Origin of the sequence: Sphingobacterium endophyticum (genome assembly GCF_009733535.1) — a bacterium.
GTDB classification, from domain to species: domain Bacteria; phylum Bacteroidota; class Bacteroidia; order Sphingobacteriales; family Sphingobacteriaceae; genus Sphingobacterium; species Sphingobacterium endophyticum.
This window is the reverse complement of the sequence record NZ_SMMI01000014.1, coordinates 23,850-44,752: the sequence shown is the minus strand read 5'-3', so window position 1 is coordinate 44,752 and position 20,903 is coordinate 23,850. Positions and strand designations below refer to the sequence as shown.

The following is a 20,903-nucleotide window of genomic DNA, read 5'->3' as shown; positions in this document are numbered from 1 at the left end:
TGTGCACTAGTGAGCACTTAGATTTTTCTTTTTCTCTTCATCAAAACTAGCTTCTAATTCAGCTAACTTTTTCTTGCCGTATGCAAATCGAGTGATCACTACGAAAAGCACAGGAACAATAAAGATGGCTAAGAATGTTGCAGCGGTCATCCCACCGAATACCGTCCAGCCGATTGTCTGTCTGGAAACAGCTCCGGCACCGGTTGATAACATCAATGGTATGATACCTAAAATAAAGGCTAATGAAGTCATGATAATCGGTCTTAAACGAAGTTTAACGGCATCAATCGTGGCATCAATAAGATTCATTCCAATATCAACCCTTTCTTTAGCAAACTCTACAATCAAGATCGCATTTTTCGCTGCTAGACCAATAATCGTTACGAGACCAATCTGAGCATAGATGTTATTATCCAAATTAGGTAATAACGTCAAGGCTAGGATCGCACCAAAGATACCAAGAGGTACCGAAAGTAGGATCGAGAATGGTACAGACCAACTTTCATAAAGTGAAGCCAATAATAAGAATACGAATAGGATACAGAGCGCGAAGATCTGCACCGTACTGCTACCAGATTGTTTTTCCTGTAAGGACAGTCCTGAAAACTCGTAGGAGTATCCGTCCGTTAAAGTTTGGGCAGCAACTTCCTCTAAGGCTTTGATCGCATCACCAGAAGAATATCCCGGTCCAGCCTCACCAGAAATTTGGATAGAACGGAAAATGTTAAAGTGGTTTACAATCGAAGGATTAGTCGTCAGCTCATATCTAACCAAATTGGAGATAGGAACCGGCTGTCCTTGAACATTTTTCACATAAAGCTTATTGATATCTTCAATATGCATTCTGTAGCTTGTATCTGCCTGAGTTACCACACGGAAATTTCTTCCGTATTTAGTAAAGTCATTGACATAGCTACTACCTAAATAAGATGATATCGTGCTGTAAATATTAGAAATAGGAACACCCATTCTTTTAGCCATTTCACGGTCTACCTGTAGCTTATAGTTTGGTGAATTACTGTTAAATAATGTATAAGCCATTCCGATTTCTGGACGTTGATTAGCAGCGGCCAAGAATCGGCCTACCATCGCTTCGAAATCTTTGATATCAACGGTCTGTCTATCTTGGATCTCCATGGTAAAACCACCGGCAGTACCCAAACCAGGAATTGGAGGCGGAGTCGCCGCAATCACGGTTGCTTTAGAATAGCCACGGTATTTACCCATGATGGCACCCGTGATTTGAGCTACCGTTTTTTCCCTTTGTTCCCATGGTTTTAAGGATACAAATAGGGAAGCACCATTTGGTTTTGCGGATCGATTCAATAAGTTCATACCGTTAATGGAAGTCACGTAATTAATTTCTGGGAAATCTTTACGTAGATCATTCGTTAATTCGGTAAGGACTTCCTCCGTACGCGCACTTGAGGCACCCTCGGGCAGACTGACACCCATAAAGAATATACCACCATCTTCATTTGGAATAAATCCGGCTTTTTTAGCAGTAAACATCCAGCCTGTTCCGATGAAGATACACAGCAAGATAATTAACACTAAAGGTGCAGCTTTAATAGCTTTTTTAACTCCCTTGGAGTATCTGTAGGTAACCTTGTCAAACCAGACGTTGAATTTATAGAAGAATTTATTTAATCCCTTCGAGTCTTTTGTAGTTGCGGAAGGTCTCAACATGATTGAACATAATGCAGGAGTCAAAGAAAGTGCGATAAATGCAGATAGCATTACCGATACCGCAATAGTAATGGCAAACTGTTGATAAAGCTTACCAACCATCCCCGGGATAAAACCTACTGGAACGAATACCGCTGCCAAGATTAGGGCAATCGCGATTACAGGTGCCGTGATGTCTTTCATGGCGCGCATGGTCGCTTCCTTGGCATCCATTTTATAATGGTCAATATAATGTTGGACGGCCTCAACAACGACAATCGCATCATCCACCACAATACCAATGGCGAGGACGAATGCCAACATCGTTAAATTGTTGATTGAGAATCCAAATAGGGTAAAGAAAATAAAGGTACCTACAATGGAAACTGGAATGGCCAATAAAGGAATCAAGGTTGCTCTCCAGCTTTGCAAGAAGAAGAATACAACTAAGGTTACCAAGATCAATGCTTCGATTAGGGTATGGATAACCGAGCTGATGGATGCATTAACTACGGATACTGTTTCGTAACCAACAACATAATCAACACCTGGAGGGAATGATTTTTTCAAATCTTCCAAGGTCTTGTAGATACCGTCAGCAGTTTGCACCGCGTTACCACCCGGAGTCTGAGAAATCATCATACCCGAAGCAGTACTGCCGTTCACTTTGTTTGTGATACCATAGTTAAACTGACCCAGTTCTACGCGTGCTATATTTTTTAATAATACAATTGAACCATCTGCGTTCGTTTTTACGACAATATTTTCGAATTGATCAACTTCTTCAAGGTCAGAATCCATCACAATAGGGTATTCAAATACCTGCATGTTTTCTTGCGGGCGGGCACCTACGGAACCCCCAGGCATACGCGTATTCTGTTCCTGAATGGCAACATTCACATCTGCAGGCGACATTCCGATATTAGCCAGTTTATTGGCATCCAACCATACACGCATAGCGAATGGTTGACCAAAGGCCTGCACATCACCCACCCCCGGAACACGCAATAATGCGTCTTTTAAGTAGAGGTTGATGTAGTTTGAAAGGAAATTAATATCGCGGCTACCGTCTGGAGAAATTAAAGATACCATCATTAAGATATCTGTATTTACCTTACGTGTTGTTACCCCTAAACGACGAACGGCTTCTGGTAATACCGGTTCAGCGATACTTACCCTGTTCTGTACGTCAAGGGTTGCGATATCGATATCGGTACCAACTTCAAAAGTTACGGTAATACGGGAACCACCATCAGACGTACTGTTGGAACTCATGTAAATCATTCCAGGGGTACCGTTAATCTGACTTTCGATAGGGGTAGTTACTGTTTTTTCTACGGTTTGAGCATCCGCACCGGTATACGTTGCAGAAACGGAAACCGTTGGCGGAGCAATATTTGGATATTGACTGATTGGTAAGGTTGTGATGGCAATTATCCCAATGATCGAAATCAATATGGAAGCCACCATCGCCGTTACCGGTCTTTTTATAAATACTTCTGAGATCATGCTTTAAATATTTTTGAGGAATAGCACTTATTTTTTCGGTTGTTGTTGTGGAGCTGCTTGCGGAGCCATGGTTGCTTTATCTACCACTTTTGCGCCGGGCTTTAAGGAAGTAACTCCATCTACGACAACTTTATCACCTGGAGTTAATCCAGTAGCAATAACAACACGATCACCTAATTTCTGTCCTAAAGTCACCTGTTTCAAGTCTGCAGTACTGCTATCAGAAACGGTATACACAGAGAATGAACCTAATTGCTCAAATATTGCACGGTAAGGAATTACAATCGCTTCTTCCTTCGATGTGCTCAAAACATTCAGGTTTAAGTTCATACCTGCACGTAGCGTATTATTCGGATTATCAAAAGTTGCTCTAACCTTTAAAGTACCTGTTTGAGGATCTACAGCACGGTCAATCGTTGAAATTCTTCCTTGAGAACCATAGGTGCTCGCATCTGGAAGGGTCAAGTTGATTTGTGTATGTTCTTTTCCAGACTGCAGGTTACTGAATTCCATAATTTCCTTTTCATTGATTTGGAATTCGACAGCGATCGGATTTGTTGAACTGATGGTGTTCAGAAGGGTAGTACCTGCCGATACCAATGCCCCCGTACGAACTTGTGAGATTCCGATTGTTCCAGAGAATGGAGCAACGATGGTTGAACGTTGTAAGTTCACTCTAGCCGTAGTTAAAGCCGCTTCGGCAGCTTGAACTTGTGCTTTCTGATTATTTACATCTGTAAAAGCATAGTCTAATGTTTGTTTGGCAATCGCATCCTTGTCTGCCAATGTTTGGTAACGCTGTAAGTCTTTTTCAACTCTAGCTAGATTTGCTCTAGCAATTTCAAGATTAGCTTTTGCTTGATCAACAGCTGCAGCGTAACGAACACGGTCAATTTCATAGAGCCTTTGTCCCTTACTTACGAAAGCACCATCAGCCACACTGATGCTTGTGATATATCCAGATACTTCAGCTCTGATTTCTGTTTCTTGTAACGGAACTACATTTGAAGGGTAGCTACGTTGTCCAGAAACAACTTCTTGTTGAACCACGGCCATCGTAACCGGGGTTGCCTGCGCCTGAATTTGCCCAGGACCTTGTTTTTGTTGTGCTCCATCTTTGTTGCCACACGCTGTAAAGAACAGTCCAGAGCCTATAATAAGTGTTGAAAGTATGCGATTCGTATTCATGTTGTTGTAATTTCTGATGTATATTGAGTTGAGGTTGTTTTTTGTTAATTCGCAATATTGACGCTTCCCAATGCTTTTTGGATATCCAACTTGCTTGATAATACAGCATATAATGAATTCAGATAATTCAATTGGCTGGTTTTTAAATCGGTTTCAGCAGTCATTAATTCCAAATAGGTCTTCACGCCAGCATCATACTGCAATTTTATGGTGTTATAAACTTCTTCAGATAAGTCCACATTTTCTTTAGCATTTCTCCATTCATTGATATTAGACCTATAATTCGCCATTGCTGCCGAATACTGAGCTCCAATCTGGTTCTCTAAATTTTCGATGTCCATATCAATTCTTGATTCAAGAAGTTCGGATCTTTTGATTTCCTGAACTCTTTTACCCCCTTGGAAGATGGGAAAAGTTAAACTTAGACCAATACTTGATTGTGGGAAATTATCACCGTACATATCAGCAAATGAATTATTTCTATAGTTTAACCCATAGTTTGCAAAAGCCCCTAAACGAGGAAGGAACTGCCATTTTTGATATTGAGTATTTAACTTTTGAATATCTTTTAGCGTTTGTAATTGTTTGATTTCAACACGATTGGCATAGGATAATACCTCCGTTGTGTCCATCAATACATTACTTTCCATGTTTTGATTTTCAAAAGATAGGGTCAAACCATTATTAGGATTCATACCCAATAAGGATTTTAGATAATCATATTTATATTTTCTGAATTCTAAAGCTGATTTTAATTCAGCATTGGCATTATTCAAGGAGATTTGAGCTCTTTTATAATCTGTTTTATCGACTAATCCAGTTTCATAACGAGCGTTTGCTTCGGTGTACTGTCTGTTGAGGCGAGCAATGTTTTCCTGAATAATATTAATCTGTTCTTCGCTAGTTAATATATCGTAATAAGCTTTGCTAACATCGACAACGGTATTGATTTTAGTATCTTCTACACTCAAGTTGTTTTGTTGTCTGATATATTTAGCAGCTTTCGAAGCTTGAAAAAGTCCAGGGTTAATGATTGCTTGATCAGCTTGAAAGGTAAGAGCAGATGTATTTTTCTGCCCCATAGAAATAGTTTGTCCACCGATGTTGGCGGTAGGTAGCTGCATAAAATGGGAAATGTTTCCAGAAGCATTGATTTGAGGAAACCAGCCCGATAATGCCGAAGCAATTTCACGTTCACCAATTTCTTGGTCGAGTTTAGATTGTTTCACCTCGATTTTGTTTTCCAATGCATATTGAATCAATTCATCCAATGTCGCATTACTGTTTAAATTATTTGTCGTTTGGGCAAATACAGATCCTACAGAGATCGCAGTAAAGGAAACATAAAGTAATAAGTCCTTAATTCTTAAATTCATATATATTATTTTTTAACCCCGTTCCAAATGATGTCTACCATGATGTCAATTTCTTCATCGGTAGGTTTAGTGTTTTCGTATAAACAACCTCTAACCAGGGAGATAGCAACTCCTAGATAAGCGGAAATTAATAATCGAACATTCAAATCCTTTAAAAGTTTTAGCTTAACACCTTCATCCATAAAATTGATTAAGACATTTCTTTCAGACTTTTGTTGGAAGATGTTCTTTCGGATACCTTCATAGAAAGGCGAGCCATAGAATTGTTCCAAGAATCCAAAATGTTGAAGATTGTCTAGGTAGTAAAGCACTAAGTTTCTCCAGGTTTCTTTAAATCTGACTTCATAAGGCAATGTAGTATCTACAGTTGAAAAAACTTTCTTGTTTAAGATTTCTTTACAATACCAGTATAATTCCAGAATTAAATCCTCTTTTGAAGGGAAGTAATGGTAGATTGAGCCGACGGCTACATCGGCATCCTTAGCAATCTTGCTCATCGGAGATCCGTGGAATCCGAATGTGTTGATTAATTTGAGCGTGCTAATGAATATCTGCTCTTTTTTTTCTGTCAATTGAATGTTCATTCGGGTGCAAATGTAGGCTTTTTTTTCACTCTATTTTGTCACGTATTCGTTATAAAACACATTGTTTAGGGGTTTTTTACCCTGCTTGTCATTTCAGTGTTAAGAAATTGTTAAATATTCAATTTGCTCTTGACGTGTGTATTATTTACACTTACCTTTGTAGTATCATAATTTAGGTTTATAATTGGTTATTAAAGGTTTTCATTCTCCCCGTTTGAAAACCTTTTTCTTTATCTAAACTTTTTTATAAACAATTGATAATCAGTAGGTTTTTACTAAATAAAGGGCTGGAAATAGATTTTTGATTTTTGAATATTCGAAAAGATATCATCAATTTCAGTAGATAGACAGCTCGGGATTAGCGCTGAGTATTACAATTCTTTAAAAATTCTTCGATTTCTTCTTTTTTGAAATGGGTTTTGCTATCCCCGAAATATGTAGTTACATAGGTTAGCACATAGGCAATATCGACAGCGGAGAGTTGGGGTACTCCTGGCATCTGTTGATTGTATAAGGTATTATTGACCTTGATTTCTCCGGACATACCGTTCTTGACGATGCAGGCCAATTGACTTCTGTTTTCCTGAAGGAAATGTACATCTGTTAAAGGAGGATAGAGTTTACCCAAACCTTCACCTTTTGCTCCATGGCAATTTTGGCAATGGGTAACATATAATTTTTGACCATTCGTTGCATATTGCATCGTTTCCACACTTAAATCCGTATTGCAGGAGAATAGAAAGTAAAGTATGGAAACGAGGCTTATACAAGCAAAAAAATAACGGCGTATCATTATTTATATTCTGCTAGGATGACATCTAAATCTTTTAGAAATTGATTGACCTGTTCTTCGTTGGTGCCGTCATAAGCGCCACGAATTCTTTTTTCAGGATCAATGATAACCAAATAGCCTTGATGGTCATAACCTCCCGGCACATTAGCGTCTTCCTTGGTATATACCATATATTTTTCGGCTATACCATAAATGTCAGCTTTTGAGCCTGTGACGAATTGCCACTGATCATTATCAACACCCAACTTATTGGCATAATCTTTCAATACCGAAGGTTGATCATATTTAAAATCGATGCTGTGAGATAGAAATGCAATTTTATCATTTCCTTTATACTTCTCGTAGGCCTTTAACAGATTACGCTGCATGGTAGGGCAGATACTAGGACAATGCGTAAAGAAGAAATTCGCTACGTATATTTTTCCATTAAAGAAATCCTGCGTTAGAGCGGTACTGTCTTGATTTAAAAAGGAGAAATTTGGAATGGTATGGTAAACCGTATCGATTACTTTCTTACCATCAACTTCCCTCTCTATGGGATTTCTTTCCCCATATATAGGAAGTTTTTTCTCTGATGAGCTGCAGGAATATAAAATAACACTTGAGATTAAGGCTGCTAATGCTCCGCCAAAATACTTTTTCATGTGGTCAAAGGATTAATTGTATGCTGCTAAAGAGGTTTTAATATTTTCTGATACACGGTCAAACTGCTTTTTCATGGCTGTGATTTTATCGACTTCTTTTTGTTGATAAGCTTCGTCTTCATTCATAGCATCATAATCTTTCATCCAGGTCATCATGTTATCAGTTGCATTCTCGATGCTGTCTTTCAGGTTCGATAGGTCAACTCTTGCCTTAGCGGTATCTAAATCAGCTTTTGAAGTTTTGATGGTTGCAAGGTTGTTGATGATGGAATCTATAACAATCGTAGTTTTGTCGAAAGAAGAAATCTGTGGCATTATCTCATCATGGATTGCGATTGCTTGATCAGATAATTTTTGATCTTTATTTTCAACTTGTTTGTTTTGACATGATGCAAAGGCAATTGAAAATACTGCACTTAATAAGAATAATTTTTTCATGATTTTTTAATTATAATTCAATGCTCGTATTCTCCATAGGAGTGGGAGCAGGATTTAAAGTTTCAAAATTAAAGTCGAGATCACGGATATAGATTTCATTATGCGCTACGGCACATAAAGTTCCATGTTTATCGAATACTTGGGTTTGAAATGTGCGAACGACTTTACCTTCCTTTTTAATGGTATGCAAGGTTTCATCGAGGATCGATTGATTCAATCGGATGCTCACTTCGAGGTCAAACTTTCCGGGTTTAATATAATCGATATGAGCTGTTTTCAACCATGCAACCGTCCTTTCAATTCCTTGATGTTTAAAATACTGATCGAGAAGGATGGGGTAAAAAGGATCTATTGCAGAAAAAATGGTACCTCCGAAAATGGTTTTGTTGGAATTTATATTGAAAATATTTTTGTTTATTTTTACATCTGCGCCAAGGAAATTATCCATAATCCGACGCACCCAGATGCGTTGGAAAAAGAAAGGTGGGTATAAGCGCAAACCCCATTTTAAAGTATTTGGAGATACTTTCATGGGGGTAAAAGTACAGTTAATTTCTAAGAAAATCTATCCTTCTATTGTAATAAAAGATTAAGTACCCTATATTCAATAAATAATCCTGATTTATGAATTCCCCAAAATCAAATAAGAATGTTTGGATATTAATTTTCGTGGCGGCATTAGGCTACTTTGTTGATATTTATGATCTCATAATCTTTTCTATCGTACGCATCCAATCGTTTAGCGACATTGGTGTACCATTAGATCAAATGCGAAGTAAAGGAGAGTATGTCCTGAACATGCAAATGGGCGGATTGCTCATCGGAGGTATCATCTGGGGTGTGCTCGGGGATAAATATGGTCGATTAAAGGTTTTGTTTGGATCTATTTTATTGTATTCTATAGCTAATATCGCCAATGGATTTGTACAAGATGTCACGACCTATGGTATCATCCGTTTTATTGCGGGAATAGGATTGGCAGGTGAACTGGGAGCGGGGATTACTTTAGTTTCAGAATCCATGCATCGTAAAAAGCGGGGTTATGGAACTATGATTGTTGCTGGAGTAGGCGTATTGGGAGCAATTTTAGCCTATTTTATATCCGAATGGTTCAGTTGGCGAACAGCCTATTTTGTAGGTGGTGGAATGGGGATATTACTTTTGTTTATGCGTGTTGGGGTTTTAGAATCAGGTATGTTTTCTTCGTTAGAAACAAAGAAGGTGCAGAAAGGGAAGATATCCATGTTGTTCAACAATGCGGCGCGGTTTTGGCGGTATCTGTATTGTTTGTGCATTGGGTTGCCTATTTGGTTTGTTGTCGGAGTATTAGTAACCCAAGCTCCAGAAATAGGTGAAGCATTGCATGCACAAACCGCTTTAAGTGCTGGCAAAGGAGTGATGTTTACTTATTTGGGAATTTCCTTAGGCGATTTCCTTGCAGGATGGATGGCACAAATCTTTAAATCCAGACGGAAAGTTGTCTTTATCTATCAATTGCTGATTTTAATATTTTCATGTATCTATTTGACCAGGCAGGGAATTACGGAGATTGAGTTTCTGTGGCTGGCATTTTTCATGGGCTTAGGTGTAGGTTATTGGGCGACCTTTATCACGATTGCAGCTGAACAGTTTGGTACCAACATTCGTTCTACCGTTACAACCACGGCTCCTAACTTTGTTCGGGGAGCGCTAATTCCTTCGACATTGCTTTATGGGGTTCTTGTAGATTGGGTAGGGATCATCGCGGCTGCCATGATCATGATTGTTCTATTGACTTTAATTGCAATTTTTGCTTTATCGAGATTAAAGGAAAGTTTTGATAAAGACTTGGATTATGTGGAGGAGTAGAAGTTAAAATTACCCGATTCTACCAGGGCATTTTTTGCAGCGTTTTCCTTTTTTATATTTTTTGCAGCATTTTTTGAAATCTGTATCGCCATTTGGATTAAATGGAGAATGCCCCTTCTGATCTTCAAAAGGATTGTTTTCCAAAACATGCAGCTTAATCATCGATTCAAACATGCTGCAAATATAGTTATTTAGATTAATTAAAAATAATTAACCAATTATTTTTCTTAGTTCTAAAGCGATGTCGTTTGTAAATGCTTGTATGATTTGCGGGTCGTCAACATTATTACGGATAACTAAATCACATTCATCCCGATGTGGCAGAAGATATTGATTATATGAAGGAACCACGTGATTATTCCATTTATACATGACATCATCATGGTCATAGCCTCTTTCAATTAAATCTCTTCTCAATCTTCTTTCAAGTGCGATCGGTTCATCGGCATCTAAGAAAATCCGGTAGTCCAATAGCTCATTGATTTCCTCATAATGAAAGATAAATAAACCTTCAACCACCAAGATTGGTGCAGGATTTATTTGTAGCATTTTAGGAGTAATATTGGGATTGTTAAATGTATATTCTTTTTGATATACCGTATTTCCATCAAATAATTCTTTGATATGATGGTAGAATGCCTCCCTATTGATCGAAGTTGGTAAGTCAAAATTGTAAAGTCTGTTTTCTTCCCTTGTTTTGGTGTTAGCGGGAATGTAGTAGTCATCTTGAGAAATCAAGGTGACTTCTTCTTCAGAAAAATGATTTAAAAAGCTTTTTAAAAAGAATGTTTTTCCGGAACCGCTACTTCCAGCGATTCCAATTACGTATGGTTTGTCCATTTTATATTACTGCACTAATTTACCGGCGCGCCGTAGGTAATTTCTATCAGGAATCTTTTGTCCAAAGCACCAATATATGACGCAGCAGATTTGGAAAGAATGACAATGGCATCCCTACTTTCAGAAGTATCCGAGAATTTTCCTACAACTTTGGCAAAGGTAACACTTTTTGTCAATGGGTTCGTAATTTTTAAAATGGTACCTACGGGTGCGGTACGATGTAATGCTAAATTACTTTTTCCAGCAGATTCTAAGTTTTCCATCCAGATTCCGATTCCCTTTTCTTTCTTTTCACGAATACCATAGCGGTTGGTTTCAAATTCGATTTCCTCTTTGCTGATGTTGTCCGGTACAGGAATACTGATTGCGGCAGGAGCTGTCTCCCTTTCAATAACCACGACGTTTCCGTCTGGAATTTTAAGGGTCTGGCCCTCATGTAATGTATCTGTGCTTAGGCTGTTTAATTTTTTGATATTATCTACTGACGTTGAAAACCTTTTGGCGATGGAATAAAGAGTTTCATTGGATCCAACCTTATATTCTGTTAGGATCTTTGCTTGGATGGTCTGCCCATTTGGATTTCCTAATGTTTTATTATCCTTTTCTTTAGTGGTATCATTTTGAACTACCTGTGGCTTTTGTTCTGCTTTTTTAGGTTCTTCCTTTGCTGGAATGATAACAGCATCGCCAACCCGCAAGTTCTTTTTGTTATTTGCCGCCATAATGTCCTTTACAGGAACACCATAGATACGGCTTAACTGATAATAGGTATCCTTAGCGGAAACACTATGCTGTATATATGTTTTGCCGTTGATGACGGTAGTTTTTTGACTTTGATTGTTGGTTTGTGCCTGAGCTAGAGAGACTCCAGCGAATAAAAAAGTGGCAGAAAATATAATAATTGTCTTTTTAATAGACTTGTTGAATAATCGTTCTCTCATCATTGATTGCAATTATACTAAATATGAAACAATTTCTCTCTTGTTAAAGGACATAAAGAAGATCTGATTGCCCAGCTGAAAATAAGGTTGGGGAATCATCTTATCCATGTTTTGGAGTATGACTTGTTGATCTAGTATCTGGTTTAAATTACTTGTTGCTAAACATAGCTCAAAGTGGTCATTTTTGGGTTTATGATAACACCAAAGGTAATGGTTGCCATATTTACTTAACCATAAAGGACCAATCCTTTCTTCTTGTTTTAAAAATCGTGGAATTTGTTGATAGGTTACCGGAAATTGGATTTTATTGCATGCCATTTCAAACTGATGTTCAGCAGAGCTGGAATATTCACCATTTTTAATATCGATTGCAATAGATTCCCCGGACGATATACTGCGATGCCTAGCATGGATATAATCTTTGTAAACATCTAATAAAACGAATTCATAGGAACTGAAAATAACTTCATTGTTGAGGATTTGGATGATTCGTATTCCTTCCTGAACAGGAGTTTGTTCACCGACCCTTTTGAGGATCAAGTATCCATTTTGTATAGAATCTAATGTCCATTCTTTACCATCAGCTTGACAAGGAGACATAATGCAATTTCCGTCGAAATCAAACACGAAAAAGGAAGCGACCGTAGTTTCCACATCCCTTGTTTCCACGGCAACATAGGGTTTGCTGGAGTCTACCTCGATTTTCCAGATATTCGTCGGGAAGGCTTTCTCGAAAATTTTATTTATCGTATATTTAGTCATCCGATGACAAGCAAATTCGGTAAAAAACACTATTATGAACAAAATTACAAAATACATTTTAGGTATTCTCGTCATTTGCTTTATGTCGGTCTTCCACACTCAGGCACAGAGCGTTTATTCTGTGTCAATCAAAGAAGATATTGGGCCAAATGCGTGGCGTACCATGAAAAATGCTGTAAAGCAAGCCAAATTGAACAAATCTGAATATTTTCTAATAGATCTTAATACGTTTGGAGGAGCTTTAAATTTCGCTGATTCTATTCGTTCTAGCCTATTAAACGACAATCCATTCAAAACTATTGTATATGTTAATAATAATGCGGCTTCTGCAGGTGCATTGATCTCATTAGCAGCAGATTATATTTACATGCACTCCGGCTCGAGCCTTGGTGCTGCATCTGTTGTTAATGAAAGCGGAGAAGTTCTTCCTGAGAAATACCAATCCTACATGCGGGGTCTGATGCGTGCGACAGCTGAAGCTAAAGGACGCGACCCTAAAATGGCAGAGGCATTTGTAGATCCAACTATTTCCATACCTGAGATAAAGGAAGACGGAAAATTGCTTACACTGACTGCTTCTGAAGCCGTAAAAGTTGGATTGGCCAAAAAGGAAGTTAAAGGTCAATCTGATATATTTTCTGATTTGAGCATTGAGAAACCGGATGTACAAAACCATCAATTAACTTGGGTTGATCATTTAGTGGCCTTATTGATAAATCCTTTGGTAAGCGGTTTGCTCATTATGGGGATTATAGGAGGTATTTATTTTGAGCTTCAAGCACCGGGAATCGGTTTTGCACTGTTGGTTGCTTTAGTTTGTGGAGCTTTATTCTTTGCCCCATTATACCTACAGGGCTTGGCCGACAATTGGGAAATTGCCATTTTTGTCTTAGGTGTCATCCTGCTGATTCTTGAAATATTTGTTATTCCAGGCTTTGGAGTCGCAGGAATTGCCGGAATTATCTTAGTTTTATGCGGTTTAGCTTTCTCAATGGTAGCTAATGATTATTTTGATTTTAAACTTACCCAACCCGGATTATTAATGAATTCCTTTATTATCGTAATTGGAGCCATGATTCTTACCATCATATTGATGGTCATATTTGGTAAAAATGTGTTACAGTCGCCAACATTTAAAAGATTAGTTCTTCAAGATGAACAGAAAGCAACGGAGGGTTATACCTCGTCTGTTGCCAAACCAAACTTGATTAATAAAGTTGGTGTCACAAAAACAGTGTTAAGACCAAGCGGTAAAATTGAGATTGATAATGTGTGGTATGATGCTGTTGCTTTGGATAGTTTTATCGATGTAGGTGAGGAGATTTATGTTGAAAAGCATGAGAACTACAACCTTTTTGTAAGAAAGTTGGCAGAGAAGAAAGCTTAACGCGATGATATACAATAAAAAAGGTCAGAAATTGTTTCTGACCTTTTTTATTGTATTTTATATTTCTTTAGAATTTAGCCCCTAAAGTCAATACGACATTTGTTCTAGTGTTTTTCACATCTGCAGTAGGAATTGGGCTATTCCAGGAAGTGAAAGAATATGGGGAGTGACCGTAATTCATTTGCTTGTATTGCATTGCCGCTAAATCTACATAAAGCGATTTTGTTAGTACATAGCCTAGCCCTAAACTAGCGATATAATCACTTTTAGAATCTCCTTTATAAGGAGAGCCAATCAAATTGAAACCAGCACGGCCCGCTAAACGGTCAGTAAATAAGATTTCACCACCAATCTTTAAATTAAAAGCTCCTCTGAATGAATCCTTGATGTTATTGTTCACTTCATTTTCGAAGGCATAATCTGCACTGGCTACAACTTCCCTGTACTTAATGGTAGAATAGTTTAAGTATTCAACTTCAGCTGAAATAAGTCCTGCTCCAAAGAATTTTGTCAATCCCACTGCGGTTTTCCAAGGGGAAACGATGGCGTAGTCATAAGATTGACCATAGTTTTTTGAACCATATCCTGGATGTAAGGATGTTGTAGTATTCTCGTCTTTATAGTAGTCAACGATTGTTTCAATGTTACTATCTTCTTGAATCTCTGTCCAAGTAGGGGTAGAGATATTAACACCAATATTCCAATCCCAAGTAGGTTTTATGATTGCACCTAAACTGAAGTTAACACCTGTACCTTTTAAGGTATAGTCGTTAAAGTCGGTTAGGTCATAGCTGATATCTGTGTATTTATAGGCTGAGTTATTTGGTTTTCCGAAATCGGATGTTGGATTTTCAGCTAATATTTCGCTAGCTGTTTTAGTCCATCCTTTTTCTAGGAAAGTAGATTTTGAATCATATTTGAAAGATGCAAATCCAAATTTAGCACCGATATAAAATTTATTGCTATAATTAGCTCCAAAAGAAATGTTCGTGTTGTATTTGTAACCATTGGTCACCATATCAACCTGTTGATTTTTATTGTCTGCTTCAAGTACTGTTGGGAAATATCGGCCGCTATTGGCAGAGCCTTTGTCTACTAAGTATGAATTCCAGAAATCGTCTGCAAATACCTTGTCTTCATCCATAATGTCAGTATAAGAATGGACGATTGAGTTTTGGTTGTTGTTGCCAGAATATTTTAAATTATCTGAGAAGTTGTTGGTTTTATCCACATTTAAACCCATGTTGAAATTTTGCCAACCATAATCAGGGTCATTATGCGTAGGGTAATGAAGTACAATACCTACATTTTCAAAGCCAATTTTCCCTTGATTTTGAGTTGTGGATGTTCCAAAGTAATTGGTTTTATTGTTATTATTTAAATAATTCAACGAAACCGCCACATCTGATTGGCCATAAAAACCTAGTCCAGCAGGGTTACCAGAGATGGAACTGATATCTCCACCAAGAGCTGTGTTCACACCGCCCATAGCTTTGAAACGTGCTGTACCTGAATTTAAGTCTCTTGAAATAATTAATGAATTATCGACAAGCGATTGAGCTTGAAGGTTCGAGTAGTTGTAAGAAAGTGCTAAACAGGTAAGTGAGAGTAAAATTTTTTTCATTGGATATTGAGATTCTTATATAAAGATATAGCCAATATAAATTTATATTGGCTATAGCATATTTCGTGTTAATTAGCGTCTACTTCCGCTTCTTCCTGAAGATGCACCACCGCCAGAACTTCTGCTACTTCCGCCGCCAGAGCTACTTCCTCTGCTGAAGCCACCTGAGCTTCCTGAACTTCCTCTGTCAAAGCTACCGTTTGAACGTGGAGGAGTTGAAGATCTTGTGCTTGGAGCAGATGATCTTGAAGAAGGAGTTCTTTGGATAGTTCCTTGGCTTCTGCTTGATCCTGATCTTGATGATGGGTTCCTTTGTATGGTTCCGTTATTTCCAGACCCTGATCTTGAAGAAGGGTTTCTTTGAATTGTTCCGTTATTCCTTGATCCTGATCTTGAAGAAGGAGTTCTATTGATCTTACCGTCAGTTCTTGATCCAGCTCTTCCTGATGAATTACGATTTATCGTTCCATCATTTCTAGATCCTGATCTTGAAGAAGGTGTTCTACCAATAGTTCCGTCAGTTCTTGATCCACTTCTACCAGAAGCTACACCCGATCTGCTGTTAACAAATCGACCGCTTGCATCACGGGTAACTCTTCCACTGTTGGCTCTTGGCGCATATCCTGAAGAATAACTTCTTCCAGAAGCAGTACGTCTGTTGCCATAGTAGTTACCACCGTAGTAGTTACCGTAGTAACCTCCGCCACCGTAGTAGTAAGGGTGACCCCAATAGCTGTAGTATGAGTTTGGTCCCCAGTAGTTACCCCAGCCATAGCTGCCGTAACCATATCCGAAGCCTCCCCATCCGCCATAGTATGGGTTACCATATCCGTAGCCCCAAGGAGAACCCCAGCCGAAGCCAAGTGACCATCCCCATCCTGAGTTCCAGCCTAAGCCGAAACCTGAATAGCCGTACCATGGATCAAACCAAGGATCATAGTACATCATTCCAGGGGAATTATAATAAAACCTATTGATACGGTTTGCGTATTCAAGGTCTTGGATTCCGCCTTCTACATAATCCTCGTCAGCATAGTCGTCGGAATAATATTCTGATTGCGCAATTGATCCATCATCTGTGCCATCAGTATAATAGTAATCGGGACTTTGGTAAACCGATCGCGAGTCTTGATTATTGTAGACGTCGTCACGATATACTGTCCGGCTTGTAGTCGAACAGGAGCTAATCAAAGCCGCAAACGCGATGGCTAACCCTCCCAAAAATATCTTGTTGTTTTTCATGATTCTAAAACAGTTAAAATTCGATATTACAGTCATTAATTATTATCTTAGACCCGATTTTATCGTCAGGGTTTAATCTACCACTCAAAATTACTAATTATTTTTTGTTTTGGTGATAATGTGTGTTAAAGTACACATAAACCCCGTTTTTTTTAGTAAATGACAATTTTATTTTTCGAATGAGTAAAGGGATAACTAGCCGTAGCGAAGATTATTCGCAGTGGTACAATGATTTGGTAATTAAAGCCGATCTAGCAGAATATTCTGCAGTAAGAGGATGTATGGTTATTAAACCATACGGTTATGCAATCTGGGAGAGGATGCAAGCTGTTCTTGACAAGAGATTTAAAGAAACTGGCCACTCTAATGCCTATTTCCCCTTATTTATCCCCAAATCTTTCTTCTCTAAAGAAGCTTCTCACGTAGAAGGTTTCGCTACAGAATGTGCTGTCGTTACACACTACAGACTAAAAAATGACGGTAATGGAAACATTATCGTCGATGAGGACGCCAAGCTGGAAGAAGAATTGATCGTTCGGCCTACGTCGGAAACCATTATCTGGAATACCTACCGTGGATGGATCGAATCTTATCGTGACCTTCCTATATTAGTTAACCAGTGGGCAAACGTTGTTCGTTGGGAAATGCGTACTCGTCTTTTCTTACGTACTGCGGAATTCCTTTGGCAAGAAGGCCATACCGCACATGCTACTAGTGATGAGGCTATTGCAGAAGCACAACAGATGCTAGAGGTTTATGCTGATTTTGCAGAAGGCACTTTGGCCGTTCCAGTTGTACGTGGTAGGAAAACTGAAAATGAACGTTTTGCAGGTGCTGTTGATACCTTATGTATTGAAGCCTTGATGCAAGATGGTAAAGCATTGCAAGCAGGTACATCCCATTTCTTAGGACAGAACTTCGCGAAAGCTTTTGATGTGAAGTTTACATCGAAGGAAGGCAAGTTGGATTATGTTTGGGCTACATCATGGGGTGTTTCTACTCGTTTGATGGGGGCTTTGATCATGGCTCATTCCGATGACCAAGGATTGGTGTTGCCTCCAAAATTAGCTCCAACGCAAGTTGTTATCGTTCCGATCTATAAGACAGATGAGGAGAAAGCTAATCTTGATGCTTATGTAGATCAATTGTCTGCAGCCTTGAAACAATTAGATATCCGTGTTAAATATGATGATAGAGATACGCAAAGACCAGGTTTTAAATTTGCAGAATGGGAATTAAAAGGCGTGCCATTACGTGTTGCATTAGGTTCTCGTGATATGCAAAATGGCACAGTTGAATTAGCTCGTCGTGATACACAAACGAAGGAGACTGTTCAACAAGCAGGTTTGCCAGATCGTATTGCTGCCTTACTGGAAGAAATCCAGGATAACATCTATAACAAAGCATTAACTTTCCGTGATGAGCATATCACCGAAGTGAATTCTTATGATGAATTCAAGCAGGTATTAGTAGAAAAAGGTGGATTTATTTCTGCGCATTGGGATGGAACCGTTGAAACTGAGAAACGCGTGAAGGAAGAGACCAAAGCAACAATCCGTTGTATTCCTTTGGACTCAAAAGAGGAAGAAGGAGTTTGTGTTTTTACAGGGAAACCTTCTAAACAAAGAGTGTTATTTGCGAAAGCATATTAATATAAGCTTATGAAAAACCTTCTGATATTGGGTTGTGGTTGGGTAGGTGAGGAACTTGCCTATCAGCTCAAAAGAAAAGGTTGGAATGTGTGGGTAACAACCACCACAGAAGAAAAATACCATCGTTTGAAAAACGATGGTATTTTTGCCTATATACATAACTTTGATCGAGACCTTGATGTGGACCTTCCGATCGATGTTTCATTTGATGCGGTCGTTAATTCAATTCCGACTACACAAAGAAATTCTGAAGTCGAAATTGAACATCGATTTTCCTATGTATTTAGAACCCTCTGTTCAATCAATTATAAACAGCATATCTTTTTGAGTTCAGTTGGAGTTTATCCTGATCTGGATGATACCTTCTTTGAGTCATATGCTGAGGAGGAACAGATGAGCCCAAAATTGAGGTTGGCTGAAAAGAAAATGATGAGCCTTCCTGCTACTTCAACTTTCAGGCTGGGTGGCCTATTTGGTAAGAATAGAGTTTTTGGAAAATACTTTCAGGATAAGGTAGTAAGTATTGGAGATCAACCTGCTAATTTTATCCATTTAGATGATGTAGTAGGAATCATCGAAAAAGCTATTGAAACCAAATTGCCGATTGGCTATTATAATTTGGTAGCTCCGGAGCACCCATCTAAAAAGGACGTTATTCTGAAAAGCGCACAAAAATATATGTATAGTTACCCTACATCCTTCGAGCCAAGTCATAGTTTTCAGAAGATTGTCAATGGGGATAAGATCAGCAAATTGTTGAATTACGAGTTTAAATACCCTTCTCCATTAGATTTTTAATATCTTAGTCAGATTAATAAACAATACAATATGAATTACAAATTTGCAACCAAGGCAATACATGCCGGTCAGGAGGCAGATCCTACTACTGGCGCCGTGATGACGCCGATATATCAAACCTCTACTTATCAACAAAAAGCTCCAGGTGACCATAAAGGTTACGAATATTCTCGCGGAACCAATCCGACGCGTAAAGCATTAGAGGATTGTTTGGCTGCTTTAGAGAAGGGGAAATTTGGATTGGCATTTTCAAGTGGCATGGCAGCAACCGACTGCGTTTTGAGATTATTAAAACCAGGTGATGAAGTTGTTACTGGAGATGATCTTTATGGAGGTTCCTACCGTATCTTTACGAAAGTATATGAGCCATTGGGCATCGTTTTCAAATTCGTCAATACATCTGATGTTGATGCTGTAACGGCTGCAATTACAGGTAAGACCAAGTTAATATGGGTTGAAACGCCAACCAATCCTACCTTAAAATTAGCTGATATCGAAGCAATCGGTAGAATTGCAAAGGAAAAGGGAATTCTTTATGCTGTTGACAATACGTTCGCATCTCCATATTTACAAAATCCATTGGATTTAGGAGCTGATATCGTTATGCACTCTGTGACAAAATACTTAGGAGGCCACTCTGACGTGGTAATGGGAGCATTGATTGTCAATGATGAAGATCTTTATAAATTATTATGGTTCTATTACAATGCCTGTGGGGGAACTCCAGGTCCTCAGGATTCCTTCTTAGTGCTGCGTGGAATTAAAACCCTTCACTTGCGTATGAAAGCACATTGTGAAAATGGAAGGAAAGTAGCGGAATATTTGAAAAACCATCCTAAAATTGAGAAAATCTATTGGCCAGGATTTGAAGATCATCCCGGACATGAGGTGGCAAAAAAACAAATGAAAGATTTTGGCGGTATGGTATCCATCGTCATAAAAGGTGCTGATCTTGCAGAGACTTTCCGCGTTGCTTCAGGGTTCAAGGTCTTTACCCTTGCTGAATCATTGGGTGGCGTTGAATCGTTAATCAATCATCCTGCAACTATGACCCATGGATCTATCCCAAAGGAAACTCGGGAAAAAGTAGGAGTGGTTGACAATTTATTGCGTCTTTCTGTAGGTATTGAAGATGCTGATGATTTGATTGCGGATTTAGAACAAGCCTTATCCCGTTAATTTATTGTAATTATTATTTTATTTGCACACAGACTTTTGTACATTTGTGCAGCTTTAATAGGAGAATTATCAATTATGGAAAATACAACTGTAGAAAGACCAGCAAAACATACGGACAATAATGCAAACCGTACAGAATATTATGTTTCATTAACTATTGCAATCGTAATCGGATTAGTAGGTGTATTCATTCGTTTCGTACCGGATGTAATTCCTGCATTAAACCAAATGGGATCAATTTTCTCTTGGATCGCTAACATCGCTGTTATTATAGCTTCTTACTTAGCAATCAAAGTTGTTTTTGCAATCTTAGGTTTCGGAAAGAAATAATTGTAAATTATATAGACAAAGGAAAAGGGTTTGACGCAAGTCAAACCCTTTTTTCTTACAGCATACATTCTGAATAAAATGCTTTACATAAAAAAGGTCC

Annotated in this window: 19 protein-coding genes; 6 read left to right on the top strand and 13 right to left on the bottom strand. The window is 38.4% G+C overall.

The window, feature by feature from the left end:
* Window positions 1–6: 6 nt before the first annotated feature.
* The 8 genes from E0Y80_RS15830 to E0Y80_RS15795 form a co-directional block, all read right to left on the bottom strand.
* Entirely contained in the window at window positions 7–3,177 is a 3,171-nt protein-coding gene (locus E0Y80_RS15830; protein WP_156308650.1) for an efflux RND transporter permease subunit, read from the bottom strand.
* A 27-nt stretch (window positions 3,178–3,204) separates the two neighbouring features.
* The gene (locus E0Y80_RS15825; protein WP_156308649.1) at window positions 3,205–4,365 is read right to left on the bottom strand and encodes an efflux RND transporter periplasmic adaptor subunit; all 1,161 of its coding nucleotides are present in this window, start codon (window positions 4,363–4,365) and stop codon (window positions 3,205–3,207) included.
* A gap of 44 nt (window positions 4,366–4,409) precedes the next feature.
* Window positions 4,410–5,741, bottom strand: coding sequence for a TolC family protein (locus E0Y80_RS15820; RefSeq protein WP_156308648.1), 1,332 nt, complete (start codon window positions 5,739–5,741; stop codon window positions 4,410–4,412).
* A gap of 5 nt (window positions 5,742–5,746) precedes the next feature.
* A complete protein-coding gene (locus E0Y80_RS15815; protein ID WP_156308647.1) occupies window positions 5,747–6,325 on the bottom strand; it encodes a TetR/AcrR family transcriptional regulator in 579 nt (192 codons plus the stop codon).
* 358 nt (window positions 6,326–6,683) lie between these two features.
* Entirely contained in the window at window positions 6,684–7,118 is a 435-nt protein-coding gene (locus E0Y80_RS15810; RefSeq protein WP_156308646.1) for a c-type cytochrome, read from the bottom strand.
* The gene (locus tag E0Y80_RS15805; protein WP_156308645.1) at window positions 7,118–7,762 is read right to left on the bottom strand and encodes an SCO family protein; all 645 of its coding nucleotides are present in this window, start codon (window positions 7,760–7,762) and stop codon (window positions 7,118–7,120) included. Before E0Y80_RS15805 ends, E0Y80_RS15810 begins: the two co-directional genes overlap by 1 nt.
* Window positions 7,763–7,774: 12 nt before the next feature.
* Window positions 7,775–8,200 carry a transposase gene (locus E0Y80_RS15800; RefSeq protein ID WP_156308644.1) on the bottom strand — a complete coding sequence of 142 codons (426 nt, stop codon included), beginning with the start codon at window positions 8,198–8,200 and terminating at the stop codon, window positions 7,775–7,777.
* A gap of 10 nt (window positions 8,201–8,210) precedes the next feature.
* Window positions 8,211–8,732 (bottom strand): DUF4442 domain-containing protein, encoded by a 522-nt coding sequence (locus tag E0Y80_RS15795; protein WP_156308643.1) that lies wholly within the window; start codon window positions 8,730–8,732, stop codon window positions 8,211–8,213.
* A 92-nt stretch (window positions 8,733–8,824) separates the two neighbouring features.
* Here E0Y80_RS15795 and E0Y80_RS15790 point away from each other — a divergent pair, with 92 nt between their 5' ends.
* Window positions 8,825–10,048, top strand: coding sequence for an MFS transporter (locus tag E0Y80_RS15790; protein ID WP_156308642.1), 1,224 nt, complete (start codon window positions 8,825–8,827; stop codon window positions 10,046–10,048).
* A 210-nt stretch (window positions 10,049–10,258) separates the two neighbouring features.
* Here E0Y80_RS15790 and E0Y80_RS15785 read toward each other — a convergent pair whose 3' ends face one another.
* The 3 genes from E0Y80_RS15785 to E0Y80_RS15775 are packed head-to-tail and all read right to left on the bottom strand — an operon-like array spanning window position 10,259 to window position 12,591.
* Window positions 10,259–10,888, bottom strand: a complete 630-nt coding sequence (locus E0Y80_RS15785; protein WP_156308641.1) for a uridine kinase family protein — start codon at window positions 10,886–10,888, stop codon at window positions 10,259–10,261.
* A 14-nt stretch (window positions 10,889–10,902) separates the two neighbouring features.
* Window positions 10,903–11,832, bottom strand: a complete 930-nt coding sequence (locus tag E0Y80_RS15780; RefSeq protein ID WP_231596075.1) for a DPBB and LysM peptidoglycan-binding domain-containing protein — start codon at window positions 11,830–11,832, stop codon at window positions 10,903–10,905.
* Window positions 11,833–11,841: 9 nt separating this feature from the next.
* Window positions 11,842–12,591 carry a hypothetical protein gene (locus E0Y80_RS15775; RefSeq protein WP_156308640.1) on the bottom strand — a complete coding sequence of 250 codons (750 nt, stop codon included), beginning with the start codon at window positions 12,589–12,591 and terminating at the stop codon, window positions 11,842–11,844.
* A 34-nt stretch (window positions 12,592–12,625) separates the two neighbouring features.
* On the opposite strand from E0Y80_RS15775, the gene E0Y80_RS15770 reads away from it, so the two are divergent.
* A complete protein-coding gene (locus tag E0Y80_RS15770) occupies window positions 12,626–13,978 on the top strand; it encodes an NfeD family protein (protein WP_156308639.1) in 1,353 nt (450 codons plus the stop codon).
* Window positions 13,979–14,045: 67 nt separating this feature from the next.
* Here E0Y80_RS15770 and E0Y80_RS15765 read toward each other — a convergent pair whose 3' ends face one another.
* Both E0Y80_RS15765 and E0Y80_RS15760 read right to left on the bottom strand, forming a co-directional pair.
* Window positions 14,046–15,602, bottom strand: coding sequence for a hypothetical protein (locus E0Y80_RS15765; RefSeq protein ID WP_156308638.1), 1,557 nt, complete (start codon window positions 15,600–15,602; stop codon window positions 14,046–14,048).
* Between the two features lie 72 nt (window positions 15,603–15,674).
* On the bottom strand, window positions 15,675–16,844 hold the full coding sequence (locus E0Y80_RS15760; protein WP_231596074.1) for a hypothetical protein: 1,170 nt from the start codon (window positions 16,842–16,844) through the stop codon (window positions 15,675–15,677).
* Window positions 16,845–17,023: 179 nt separating this feature from the next.
* Here E0Y80_RS15760 and proS point away from each other — a divergent pair, with 179 nt between their 5' ends.
* The 4 genes from proS to E0Y80_RS15740 all read left to right on the top strand — a co-directional run bounded on the left by proS (window position 17,024) and on the right by E0Y80_RS15740 (window position 20,803).
* Window positions 17,024–18,496: a proline--tRNA ligase gene (gene proS / locus E0Y80_RS15755; RefSeq protein ID WP_156308636.1), complete on the top strand. Its 1,473-nt coding sequence runs from the start codon at window positions 17,024–17,026 to the stop codon at window positions 18,494–18,496.
* Between the two features lie 9 nt (window positions 18,497–18,505).
* Window positions 18,506–19,294, top strand: coding sequence for an NAD-dependent epimerase/dehydratase family protein (locus tag E0Y80_RS15750; RefSeq protein ID WP_156308635.1), 789 nt, complete (start codon window positions 18,506–18,508; stop codon window positions 19,292–19,294).
* Between the two features lie 30 nt (window positions 19,295–19,324).
* Window positions 19,325–20,473, top strand: coding sequence for a cystathionine gamma-synthase (locus tag E0Y80_RS15745; protein ID WP_156308634.1), 1,149 nt, complete (start codon window positions 19,325–19,327; stop codon window positions 20,471–20,473).
* Window positions 20,474–20,548: 75 nt separating this feature from the next.
* Window positions 20,549–20,803: a hypothetical protein gene (locus E0Y80_RS15740; RefSeq protein WP_156308633.1), complete on the top strand. Its 255-nt coding sequence runs from the start codon at window positions 20,549–20,551 to the stop codon at window positions 20,801–20,803.
* Window positions 20,804–20,903: the final 100 nt, after the last annotated feature.